The organism is Kumtagia ephedrae (assembly GCF_003012745.1).
GTDB classification, from domain to species: Bacteria; Pseudomonadota; Alphaproteobacteria; order Rhizobiales; family Rhizobiaceae; genus Kumtagia; species Kumtagia ephedrae.
Genome location: NZ_PXYK01000015.1, coordinates 136,648 through 147,871 on the forward strand (window position 1 = coordinate 136,648; position 11,224 = coordinate 147,871).

The following is an 11,224-nucleotide window of genomic DNA, read 5'->3' on the forward strand; positions in this document are numbered from 1 at the left end:
GCGGCACCCTACTCCGCCGCCTGTCGGACCAGCGCCTCGACCGCCGCGAGCATCGTCTCGATGTCCTGCGGGCGCGACAGCCTATGGTCGCCGTCCGGGACGAGCGCCAGCGTCACGTCGTCGGCGGGCAGCAGGCCGACCAGCTTGAGAGCATGCCGGTAGGGAACGTCGGGGTCGCGCATGCCTTGCAGCACATGCACCGGGCAGAACGTGTCGAGCGGCCCGGTCAGCACGCGGTTCTCGCGGCCGTCCTCGATCAGCGCGCGGGTGAAAATGCTGGGCTCGCCCGAATATTCGGACGGCGTCTCGAAAAAGCCCCTGGTTTCGAGGTCGCGTTTCTGGGCTTCCGTCAGGTCGGGCTCGACCAGGTCCGCCGTGAAGTCCGGCGCCGGCGCGATCAGCAGCATACCGCCGACACGGGCGCTTTCGCCGGCCTTCGCCAGCTCCTGCACCAGGCGCAGGGCGACCCAGGCTCCCATGGACGAGCCGACCAGGATCTGCGGTCCTTCGGTCAGGGCCCGGAACACGGCGAGGCTCTGCGCCAGCCAGGCCGAGATGGTGCCGTCGACGAAGGCACCGCCCGACTCGCCGTGGCCGGAATAATCGTGGCGCAGGCAGGCGTGCCCGGTCCTTTCCGCCCAGCCGTCCAGGGCCACGGCTTTCGTGCCCAGCATGTCGGAGCGGTAGCCGCCCAGCCAGACGACGCCCGGCTGCCGGCCGGCGCGGCGGCGGTAGGCGATCGGGATGCCGGCTACGTCGAGATGGTCTGGCGCTGAATGGGTCATGCTGCTGTCGGGGAAAATCGGAAGAGGACTTCTTGCACAGTCGGCGACCAGCGGAAAGTGCCCGTTTTTTGGGCCACATCTCTTTCCGGCGCTGGTGATTTATTTGTTTCGCCGTGCTATTGACTCGCGCCCGGACGACCCGACATAGGGCGCCCGGACCGCAAACCCTACCAACGGCTCGAGGAGACCACGGCCATTCGCAGACCATTCAAGGCAGGAGCGCCCGTCAAGGAGGGCCCCCGCGCAAACAGGGACATCCGCGTTCCACGCGTCCAGCTGATCGACGCAGACGGCAAGAACCACGGCGACGTTTCCATCCAGGATGCGCTTCAGCGCGCCGAGGAAGCCGGTCTCGACCTCGTCGAGATCTCGCCCAACGCCACGCCGCCCGTCGTCAAGATTCTCGATCTCGGCAAACTGAAATACGCCAACCAGAAGAAGGCGGCGGAAGCGCGCAAGCACCAGAAGGTCATCGAGATCAAGGAGATCAAGATGCGCCCCAACATCGACATCCACGACTACGAGGTGAAGATGAGGGCGGTGCGCCGCTTCTTCGAGGAAGGCGACAAGGTCAAGCTGACGCTGCGCTTCCGCGGCCGCGAGATGGCGCATATGGAGCTCGGCATGCAGCTCTTGAACAAGGTCCGCGAGGAGGTCGCGCCGATCGCCAAGGTCGAGGCCGAGCCGAAACTCGAAGGCCGCCAGATGATGATGGTTCTCGCCCCGAAATAGCCAAGATGCCGGCGGAGCGTGCCGCCCGTTCGGACCGCTTCGGCATCGAGAACCATGGAAACAGATATCAAGACGGCCGCCGCGATGGCTCGTTATCAGGCGTCGCGGCGGTTCATTCTGGCGCTTGCAATCGGCCTGCTCTGCCTGCTCCTCGTGTTCAGCGGCTCGCCTCACAGCGAGCTCATGCACGAGCGCATCGAAGCGCACGGCATTGCCCTCATCCTCATCGGCATTGGCGGGCGGCTGTGGTCGATCCTCTATATCGGCGGGCGCAAATCCGCCGAGATCGTCGCCTCCGGCCCCTATTCGGTGGTGCGCAATCCTCTCTATTTCTTCTCGACGATAGCCGCGGCTGGCGTCGGCTCGCAGACCGGAAGCATCAGCGTCGCCGTGGCGGCGGCTGTGCTCTGCGCCACAGCTTTCCATATCGTGGCGCTGCGCGAGGAGATGCACCTGAAGGCATTGTTCGGAGCGCCCTACGAAGCCTATCTGCAGCGGGTGCCGCGCTTCCTCCCCAATCCATGCCTGTTCAGGGACCAGGCCGAAGTCACGTTCAGCCCGCGGGTCTTCAACCACACGCTGCGCGACGGCTTGGCATTCCTGATTGCCATTCCCTGTTTCGAACTGATCGAGGAAGGCCAGGAACTCGGCCTCATACCCGTGCTGTTCCACCTTTTCTGAAGCCATTCCTCGCGCGTGCTTGCGCCGGCCGGCACTTGCTGGTATGAGCCGCCCGTTCAAAAAAACCGCCCGGCAGGGCATGCCGTGGCGGTTCTTTATGCTTTCCGGGCTTTGGTCGGCTCCGGAAACAGAAAAACAAGAGGCCATGACGCCTCAAAGGAGTAAAGCAAAATGCCCAAGATGAAGACCAAATCGGCCGCCAAGAAGCGGTTCAAGATCACCGGCACCGGCAAGGTGAAGGCGGCAGCCGCCGGCAAGCGGCATGGCATGATCAAGCGTTCCAACAAGTTCATCCGCGACGCGCGCGGCACGATGGTTCTGTTCAAGGCCGACGGCGAGAAGGTCGTGAAGAACTTCCTGCCCAACGGCGGCGGCCTCTGAGCCCGGAACGAATAAGGAGATCATGACATGGCACGCGTAAAGAGAGGCGTCACCTCCCACGCCAAGCACAAGAAGGTCCTGAAAGCCGCCAAGGGCTTCTACGGCCGCCGCAAGAACACCATCCGCATCGCCAAGCAGGCGGTCGAGAAGTCGCTGCAGTACGCTTATCGTGACCGCAAGGTGCGCAAACGCAATTTCCGCGCCCTCTGGGTACAACGCATCAACGCCGCGGTGCGCGAGCACGGCCTGACCTACGGCCGCTTCATCGACGGCCTCAACAAGGCCGGCATCGAGATCGACCGCAAGGTGCTGTCCGACATGGCCATCCACGAGCCGCAGGCTTTCGCCGCGCTGGTCGGCAAGGCCAAGGTCGCGCTCGAATACCTGAAGAACACCACGCCGAACGCTTTTGAGAGCGCTGTAGCCTAGCCAGCGCTTCCCAAGCTTTCGAAATTCTGATTTGGGAAACCCGCGCTGGCAGGGCCGGCGCGGGTTTTTTGTTTTGCCCCGGTTTTCACTTTTAAGGTGAAATTCAACTTTGAACCGTGAGTTTGACCGTGAACGTCGCAGCCTCGAACATTGAAACGCTGGAAAGCGCCCTCCTCGCCGACATCGCCGCGGCCGCCGACGAGCAGGCGCTCGAGGCGGTGCGCGTCGCCGCATTGGGCAAGAAGGGTTCCGTCTCGGAAATGCTGAAGACGCTGGGCGGCATGACCGCCGAGGAGCGGCAGGTGAAGGGTCCGGCCATCAACGGCCTGAAGAACCGCGTCACCGAGGCACTCGCCATCCGCCGCGCCGAACTGAAGGACGCCGCCATCACGGCCCGGCTCGCCGCCGAAAAGGTAGACGTGACGCTGCCCGTGCGCGCCTCGCCGGCCGAGCGCGGCCGCATCCACCCGATCAGCCAGGTCATCGACGAGATCACCGCCATCTTCGCCGACATGGGTTTTTCCGTCGCCGAAGGGCCGGACATCGAGACGGACTATTACAACTTCACCGCGCTCAATTTTCCGGAAGGCCATCCGGCGCGCGAGATGCACGACACCTTCTTCCTGCCGCCGGACGCCTCCGGCGAGCGCAAGGTGCTGCGCACCCACACCTCGCCCGTGCAGATCCGCACCATGGAGACGCAAAAGCCGCCGATCCGCATCGTCATTCCGGGAAAAACCTACCGGCAGGATTCGGACGCCACCCACTCGCCGATGTTCCATCAGGTCGAGGGCCTGGTGATCGACAAGACCGCGAACGTCGCCAACATGAAGTGGGTGCTGGAAGAATTCTGCAAGGCCTTCTTCGAGGTGCCGCAGGTCAGGATGCGCTTCCGCCCGAGCTTCTTCCCGTTCACCGAGCCGTCGCTTGAGGTCGACATCCAGTGCGACCGCTCGCGCCCGGGCGAGGTGCGCTTCGGCGAGGGCAACGACTGGATGGAAATCCTCGGCTGCGGCATGGTGCATCCCAACGTGCTGCGCCATGGCGGCCTCGATCCCGACGAGTACCAGGGTTTCGCCTGGGGCATGGGCATCGACCGCATCGCCATGCTGAAATACGGCATGCCGGACCTGCGCGCCTTCTTCGACGCCGACATGCGCTGGCTGCAGCACTACGGCTTCCGCCCGCTCGACCTGCCGACGCTGTTCGGAGGGTTGTCGAGCTAAAGATGCCGACGGTCCTTCGCAAATACGGCATCCGGTTCCATTTCTACGGTTCCGACATGCACGAACCGCCGCACATCCACGCTGCTGGCAATGGCGGAAAGGCGAAGGTCTGGTTGGAGCCGGTCGAGATGGCGGAGCATCAAGGCTTCAAGTCATCCGACTTGAAGCGTATCATCGAGGTCACAAATGACCACAGAGACGAATTTCTGGAGGCATGGCATGAGTTCTTCAGAGCCATATTCTGAGAATGAACGTCCGGTCGACGCCTGGTGCGACCCGACGCAGCTGCATGTCCGGCTTGCCGATGGCCGCGAAGTGGTTACGCCGTTGTGGTGGTATCCTCGCCTCGTCTCGGCTTCGCCGGCGGAGCGGAACAATGTCGAGTTGATGTTGGATGGGGTGCACTGGCCTGACATCGATGAGGATCTGTCGATCCGAGGTATGCTGAGCGGCTGGAAATATCCAAAGGCGGTCAAGCCAGCGCTGGCCGCCGAGTAAGAGCATGTTCCTTGGCAAAAGGCGCCCGGTCGCCGCCGAGTGACCGGAACCCCGTCATGACCCTCACCTCCCACACCCCAGCCGTCACCTTCGCCTTCGGCGACAGCCCGGAGCTCGCCGACGCGCTTCTGGCGCTGGTGCTCGCCGGCCGCAAGACCGCGACCTGCGGCGCGCTGCGCGACTTCGACGCCGGCGGCGAGCCGATGCCGGCGGCCGGCCGCCGGGACGTGGTGCTCGACGGACAGGGGCGGCGCGCAGCGCTGATCGAGACGGTCGAGGTGACCATCCGCCGTTTCGACGAGGTGGATGCCGATTTCGCCCGCGACGAGGGCGAAGGCGACCTGTCGCTGACCTGGTGGCGGCAGGCGCACGAGGCCTATTTCGCGCGCAATGGCGGCTTCTCGCCGGACATGCGGCTCGTGTGCGAGCGCTTCAGGCTCGTCGACGTCCTGGACAGGGAGGTTGCCGCATGAGCGACCCGCACACCGGCGGCTGCCGCTGCGGCGCCGTGCGCTTCTCGGCGCGCGCCGAGCCGCATCACGTCAGCTATTGCCACTGCGCGGACTGCCGCCGTGCCACCGGCGCGCCGCTGGCGGCCTTCGTCGGCTTCATGGCCGACGAGGTCAGCGTAGACGGCGGCGAACTGCGCCGTTTCGAAAACGGCCCGGTGACGCGCAGCTTCTGCGGCGTCTGCGGCTCGCCGATCTCCTATGCCGACGCGCGCATCGGCGAGCGCATCTATTTCCTGCTCGGCGTCATGGACCAGCCGGCGCTCTACCGACCCACCCAGCACGCCCATGTGCGCGAGCAGCTGCCCTTCGTCCACATGCCCGACGGGCTGCCCCGCCACGTCAAGACCAGCGTACCCAGACCAGACGGAACGACAGAATGAAACTCACGCTTTCCTGGCTCAAGGACCATCTCGACACCGACGCCTCGCTCGACGAGATCGTCGCGCGGCTGACCGCGATCGGGCTGGAGGTCGAGGCCGTCGACGACAAGGCCGGGCTGAAGCCTTTCGTGATTGCCAAGGTGCTCACCGCCGAAAAACATCCCGACGCCGACAAGCTGCGCGTGCTGATGGTCGACACCGGCAACGGCAAGCCCCCCGTCCAGGTCGTCTGCGGCGCGCCCAATGCGCGGGCCGGCATGGTCGGCGCCTTCGCCGCGCCCGGCACCGTCATCCCCGGCTCCGGCATCACGCTGTCGGTTGGAAAAATCCGCGGTGTCGAAAGCTTCGGCATGATGTGCTCGGAGCGCGAGCTGGAGCTGTCGGACGAGCACGACGGCATCATCGACCTGCCTGACGACGCGCCGGTCGGTCAATCCTACGCCGCATGGGCGAAGCTCGACGATCCGGTCATCGAGATCAACCTGACCCCCAACCGCCCCGACGCCACCGGCGTCTTCGGCATCGCCCGCGACCTCGCCGCCAGCGGCCTCGGCCGGCTGAAGACTCTTGCCATCGAGCCGGTCGCCGGCGTCGGCGACTGCCCGGTCAAGCTGACCATCGCGGCCCCCGAGCTCTGCCCCGGCTTCGCGCTGCGCCTGGTGCGCGGCGTCAAGAACGGCCCCTCGCCCAAATGGCTGCAGCAACGGCTGCTGGCGATCGGCCTGCGCCCCATCAACGCGCTGGTCGACATCACCAACTACATCACCTTCGACCGCGGCCGGCCGCTGCATGTCTTCGACGCGAAGAAGGTTGCCGGCAGTCTCGTCGTGCGCCGCGCGGCGCAGGACGAGATGGTGCTGGCGCTGGACGGGCGGCCCTACGCGCTCACCCCGGAGATGTGCGTGATCGCCGACGACAACGGCGTCGAATCGATCGCCGGCATCATGGGCGGCGAGCATTCCGGCTGCGACGAATCCACCACCGACGTGCTGATCGAATCCGCCGTGTGGGAGCCGCTCAACGTCGCCCGCACCGGCCGCGCGCTCGGCATCATTACCGACGCCCGCTACCGCTTCGAGCGCGGCGTCGATCCGGAGATGATGGTGCCGGGCCTGGAGCTCGCCACCAAGATGGTGCTCGCGATGTGCGGCGGCACACCGTCGGCCAGCGAAGTGGTCGGCTATGCCGGACACGAGCCGAAGATCGTCTCCTTCCCCGTCTCGGAGGTCAAGCGCCTCACCGGCCTCGACGTGCCGAAGCAGGAAGCCCTCGACATCCTGTCGCGCCTCGGCTTCGCGCCGAAAGGCAGCGGCGATGTCGTCGACGTCGCCGTTCCGTCCTGGCGGCCGGATGTCGACGGCAAGGCCGACCTGGTCGAGGAGGTTATGCGCATCCATGGCGTCGACGCCATCGCGCCGCGACCGCTCGCCAGCCACGACGCGGTCAACGGAAAAATCCTGACGACGCTGCAGATCCGCAGCCGCGCGGCGAAACGCGCGCTGGCCGTGCGCGGCATGATGGAGGCCGTCACCTGGTCGTTCATCCCGCAAAGGCACGCCGAAATGTTCGGCGGTGGCCGGCCGGAGCTGCGGCTTTCCAACCCGATCGCCGCCGACATGTCGGACATGCGCCCGTCGCTGCTGCCGGGGCTGATCGCCGCCGCGCAGCGCAATGCCGACCGCGGTTTCGCCGACGTCGCGCTGTTCGAGGTGTCGGGCACCTATGAGGGCGACACGCCGGCTGGGCAGCGCCGCGTCGCCGCCGGCGTGCGCCGCGGCACGGCAAAGCTCGACGGCGCCGGCCGCCACTGGGCCGGCAATGCCGGAGCGGTCGGCGTGTTCGACGCCAAGGCGGACGCGCTTGCCGTGCTGGAGGCCTGCGGCGCGCCGGTGGACAAGCTCCAGGTCGAGGCCGGCGCGCCGGCCTGGTACCACCCCGGCCGCTCCGGCGTGATCAAGCTCGGGCCCAAGACCGTGCTCGGCCATTTCGGCGAGTTCCACCCGAAGACGCTGGAAGCACTCGACGTGTCTGGCCCGCTCTGCGGCTTCGAGGTGTTCGTCGACGCCATCCCCGAGCCCAAGACCAAGCCGACGCCCACCAAGCCGAGACTGGAGCTTTCTGCCTTCCAGGCGGTCAAGCGCGATTTCGCCTTCGTCGTCGACCGCACCGTCGAGGCCGGCACGATCGTGCGCGCCGCCGCCGGCGCCGACAAGAAGCTGATCACCGGCGTCTCCGTCTTCGACGTGTTCGAAGGCGCTTCGCTCGGTGCCGGCAAGAAGTCGGTGGCGATCGAGGTGGCGATCCAGCCGGTCGAGCGGACCTTGACCGACGAGGATTTCGAGGCGCTGGCGGGGCGGATCGTCGAGAACGTGAAGAAGCAGACCGGCGGCGTGCTGCGGGGGTAGGCTTATGCCGACGGCTTGGTCCGGCGGCCTCATGATCATGATCCCCCGTCCGGTACTCCTTCATCCGGCCTCCCGAGGCAGGGCAATCCCAGATGAGTTTACCCCCACCCCTAACCCCTCCCCACAAGGGGGAGGGGCATCGGCCTGCGTCTCCGCCAGGCGCCAATCAACCATTGACGGTTTTACGCGGTATAGACGGCCGCAAAGTCCCCCTCCCCCTTGTGGGGAGGGGTTAGGGTGGGGGTAAAGCCGTCAATCACAACGCCAGTGGCGTGAGATCCTTAGTTCACCGATCCACCTGCACCAGCGCCGCATCGGGGTAGCGCTTGCCGGCGACCTTGTCCGGCGACGCCGCTTCCCCGATCGCCGCCAGCTCGGCCGCGCCGAGCGAGATCCCGGCAGCCGCGGTGTTCTGCTCCAGGTGATGGATCTTGCGCGCGCCGGGGATCGGCACGATGAAATCGCCCTGATGCAGCACCCAGGCGAGCGCCAGCTGCGCGGCGGTCACGCCCTTCTCCACCGCAAGTCGCTGCAGCGTATCGGCGATGGCGACGTTCGTCGCCATGTTCTCGGGCTGGAAGCGCGGCAGGGTGCGGCGCCAGTCGTCGGCGCCGAGATCGGCGCCCGTGCGGATCGCTCCGGTCAGAAGGCCGCGGCCGAGCGGGCTGAAGGGCACGAAGCCGATGCCGAGTTCGCGCAGCACCGGGAACACGTCCGCCTCCGGCTCGCGGGTCCACAGCGAGTATTCGCTCTGCACGGCGGCGATCGGATGCACGGCATGGGCGCGCCGGATGGTCGCGGCACTCGCCTCCGACAGGCCGAGCGCCCTGACCTTGCCCGCGCGCACGAGATCGGCCATGGCGCCGACCGTGTCCTCAATGGGTACCGTGGGATCGACGCGGTGCTGGTAGAAAAGATCGATCACCTCGACGCCGAGCCGCTGCAGCGACGCCTCGGCGACGGCCTTCACATGCTCCGGCCGGCTGTCGAGGCCGACCATGCGCTCGGTCCCCTTGCCTTCCTCGGCGATCCTGAAGCCGAATTTGGTGGCGATCACGACGCGGTCGCGCAGCGGCCGCAGCGCCTTGCCGACCAGCACCTCGTTGTCGAACGGGCCGTACACCTCGGCGGTGTCGAAGAAGGTGACGCCGATCTCGACGGCGCGGTGCAGCGTGCGGATGGCGTCGGCTTCGTCCTGGCCGCCATAGGCGTGGCTCATCCCCATGCAGCCGAGCCCGACCGGGTAGACGTCGATTTCGGTTCCAAGTTTGCGGTTTGGCATCGGTCGCTCCTGCTGTCTTGTGCGATGCAGCAAACGTAGGGCCTGCAACCCTGTTCGAGAATATACGCGCAATGTCATGGCCTGTTCGATAAAATGGAGCAATGAAGCGCACCTATCTCGCCCAGCTCGCCGTGCTTGCCGCGGTCGCACGCTATGGCAGCTTTCGCGGCGCCGCCAGGGAGCTCGGCGTCGCGCCCTCGGCCGTCAGCCATGCCGTCGCCAGCCTGGAAGACGGGTTGGGAGTCAGGCTGCTGGCCCGCAGCACGCGCAGCGTGGCGCCGACGGAGGCTGGGGCGCAGTTGCTCGAGCGGCATCGCCTTCGTCTTCGAGGATTATGTCCGCCAGCCGCTCGCCGACGGCAGGTGGTGCGCGTGCTGGAGGACTGGTGCCCGTGGTTCGACGGTTTTCACGTCTATTATCCGAGCCGGCGCCAGATGCGGCCGGCCCTGCGCGCCTTCGTCGATTTCTTCCGGCATCGCGGCGAGCCGCGGGGCGGGGCGCAGGGTTGATACCGCCTTTTTCACCGCAGGGGCGCCGACACTGAGGTGAGCGGCTGCGGAAACCAATACCGCCGGACATTCATGATGGGCGGCAAGCCCCCTCCCTCTTGAGGGACAGGGGCTATCGCATGTGAATCTACCCCCACCCTGAAGGGGCAGGGCAATCGCATATGCCGATGATGATCGTCAGTCCGGGGCCGCGCAGCGGAACCCGGAATCCAGAGCGTTGGCGTCGAAGGAAAAGCGAGACCTCGCAGAAATCCAGGCATTTCGGGCAGCGTCGGCACTCTGGATTCCGGGTTCCGCTGCGCGGCCCCGGAATGACGACGCAGAGCTGTCTGCCCCTCGGATACTCATATGCGATAGCCCTGCGTTCACGGGAGGAGGGGGACAGGCTGGCATCTCTGCCAAGCGCCAATCGTCAACGGTTTCGCCCGGCATGGCGGCAACAAAGTCCCCTCCCCCTTGTGGGGAGGGGTTGGGGGTGGAGGTTGTCAGCATCCGTCAGGATGATTTTCCCTCATTTTATCCCCGCCCCTCCCGGCCCGGGCGATAATCCCGCCGCCTGTGCAGGAAAGGAGGCGGCGGTGGACTGGGATGCGGCAATCGAGAAGAATCGCGAGGCGCTGAAGCGCATCCTCGCCATGCTCGTCGCCATGGCCGGCCTGGAACTCGAGGAACTCAGGGGACAGTTTACTTTCTTTCGGCAGAAAGGCGGCGGCGGTTCAGGCCTCGCGCGGGCCGAAAAAAGTAAACTGTCCCCGGCACTTACGCCGGCACTTGACCCGGCACTCACCCTTCCCCGCCGCCTCCACCGCGCCATACTCCGGCTCCTGCGCCCCGCCGAAGCGGCGGTGCGGCGCCTCATCGTCGTGGCCGCGCGCGGCCTTGTGGTCGCCCTGCCGCCGCCCCGGCAGAAACCGCAGCCGAAATTCCGGCCCGGGGCCGGCCCCGTCCGCATGCCGGCGCGGCCGAAAATCCGCGCCCGCAGCACCTCCCTGCCTCTGCTCGATCCGCTGAAACCCTGGAGCCGCCGCAGGGCAACGAGTCCAGGTTAACGGGCAGGGCTTAGGATTCGCGCGAGTTCGTTTGTATCCCATCCGGCGAGCTTTCGCGTGGTTTTGATGGAGTGCTTGCCCTTTGCAAGACGGACGGCGTTGAGGGCGAAGTGGCGGACGATGGCCATGTTATGCGCGCCATGTCCCTTTCTCAGGCGCGACTGATCCTCGCGGAAGACGACGTCGAGCACCCAGTGGAGGGAGTTCTCGATCGCCCAATGGCCGCGAACGGCTTCGGCGAGACGCTCCGGCGTGAGCTTTGCCGAGGACAGATAGAAGCGGCGTGAGGTTGTGACGGCGCCCGCTTCCTCGACGCTCGCCTCGACCATGGCGATGGCGGCGAGGCCGGGAAAGC

14 protein-coding genes and 1 pseudogene are annotated in these 11,224 nt (G+C 66.3%); 12 read left to right on the forward strand and 3 right to left on the reverse strand.

Annotation, left to right across the window (positions count from 1 at the left end; genetic code table 11):
• Positions 1–8 precede the first annotated feature (8 nt).
• Positions 9–785: an alpha/beta hydrolase gene (locus tag C7I84_RS16640; protein WP_106773338.1), complete on the reverse strand. Its 777-nt coding sequence runs from the start codon at positions 783–785 to the stop codon at positions 9–11.
• Between the two features lie 195 nt (positions 786–980).
• Between C7I84_RS16640 and infC the strand changes: the two genes are divergently transcribed.
• From infC to pheT, 10 genes are all read left to right on the forward strand, one after another.
• Positions 981–1,517: a translation initiation factor IF-3 gene (infC, locus tag C7I84_RS16645; protein ID WP_106773339.1), complete on the forward strand. Its 537-nt coding sequence runs from the start codon at positions 981–983 to the stop codon at positions 1,515–1,517.
• A gap of 54 nt (positions 1,518–1,571) precedes the next feature.
• Positions 1,572–2,198: a methyltransferase family protein gene (locus C7I84_RS16650; RefSeq protein WP_106773341.1), complete on the forward strand. Its 627-nt coding sequence runs from the start codon at positions 1,572–1,574 to the stop codon at positions 2,196–2,198.
• A gap of 171 nt (positions 2,199–2,369) precedes the next feature.
• Positions 2,370–2,579, forward strand: coding sequence for a 50S ribosomal protein L35 (gene rpmI, locus C7I84_RS16655; protein ID WP_106773342.1), 210 nt, complete (start codon positions 2,370–2,372; stop codon positions 2,577–2,579).
• A 27-nt stretch (positions 2,580–2,606) separates the two neighbouring features.
• Positions 2,607–3,008 (forward strand): 50S ribosomal protein L20, encoded by a 402-nt coding sequence (gene rplT / locus C7I84_RS16660; RefSeq protein ID WP_106773344.1) that lies wholly within the window; start codon positions 2,607–2,609, stop codon positions 3,006–3,008.
• A gap of 128 nt (positions 3,009–3,136) precedes the next feature.
• Entirely contained in the window at positions 3,137–4,234 is a 1,098-nt protein-coding gene (gene pheS / locus C7I84_RS16665; protein WP_106773357.1) for a phenylalanine--tRNA ligase subunit alpha, read from the forward strand.
• A 2-nt stretch (positions 4,235–4,236) separates the two neighbouring features.
• Positions 4,237–4,479: a DUF4160 domain-containing protein gene (locus C7I84_RS16670; RefSeq protein WP_106773346.1), complete on the forward strand. Its 243-nt coding sequence runs from the start codon at positions 4,237–4,239 to the stop codon at positions 4,477–4,479.
• A complete protein-coding gene (locus tag C7I84_RS16675; protein ID WP_106773347.1) occupies positions 4,454–4,732 on the forward strand; it encodes a DUF2442 domain-containing protein in 279 nt (92 codons plus the stop codon). Before C7I84_RS16670 ends, C7I84_RS16675 begins: the two co-directional genes overlap by 26 nt.
• A 56-nt stretch (positions 4,733–4,788) precedes the next feature.
• On the forward strand, positions 4,789–5,205 hold the full coding sequence (locus C7I84_RS16680; RefSeq protein ID WP_106773348.1) for an ASCH domain-containing protein: 417 nt from the start codon (positions 4,789–4,791) through the stop codon (positions 5,203–5,205).
• Positions 5,202–5,624, forward strand: coding sequence for a GFA family protein (locus C7I84_RS16685; protein ID WP_106773349.1), 423 nt, complete (start codon positions 5,202–5,204; stop codon positions 5,622–5,624). The genes C7I84_RS16680 and C7I84_RS16685 overlap by 4 nt, the downstream gene beginning before the upstream one ends.
• Positions 5,621–8,029, forward strand: a complete 2,409-nt coding sequence (gene pheT / locus C7I84_RS16690) for a phenylalanine--tRNA ligase subunit beta (protein ID WP_106773350.1) — start codon at positions 5,621–5,623, stop codon at positions 8,027–8,029. Before C7I84_RS16685 ends, pheT begins: the two co-directional genes overlap by 4 nt.
• Positions 8,030–8,315: 286 nt before the next feature.
• Here the strand turns inward: pheT and C7I84_RS16695 are convergent, their stop codons facing one another.
• Positions 8,316–9,311, reverse strand: a complete 996-nt coding sequence (locus C7I84_RS16695; RefSeq protein WP_106773351.1) for an aldo/keto reductase — start codon at positions 9,309–9,311, stop codon at positions 8,316–8,318.
• A 101-nt stretch (positions 9,312–9,412) separates the two neighbouring features.
• On the opposite strand from C7I84_RS16695, the pseudogene C7I84_RS31040 reads away from it, so the two are divergent.
• Together C7I84_RS31040 and C7I84_RS16705 are read left to right on the forward strand one after the other, a co-directional pair.
• Positions 9,413–9,628, forward strand: a pseudogene (locus tag C7I84_RS31040) (LysR family transcriptional regulator); the annotation flags it as partial.
• A 770-nt stretch (positions 9,629–10,398) separates the two neighbouring features.
• Positions 10,399–10,869, forward strand: coding sequence for a hypothetical protein (locus C7I84_RS16705; RefSeq protein WP_207771013.1), 471 nt, complete (start codon positions 10,399–10,401; stop codon positions 10,867–10,869).
• On the opposite strand, the gene C7I84_RS16710 is transcribed toward C7I84_RS16705, so the two are convergent.
• A partial coding sequence (locus tag C7I84_RS16710) for an ISAs1 family transposase (RefSeq protein WP_120785123.1) occupies positions 10,866–11,224 on the reverse strand: 359 nt, incomplete at its 5' end. The genes C7I84_RS16705 and C7I84_RS16710 overlap by 4 nt on opposite strands.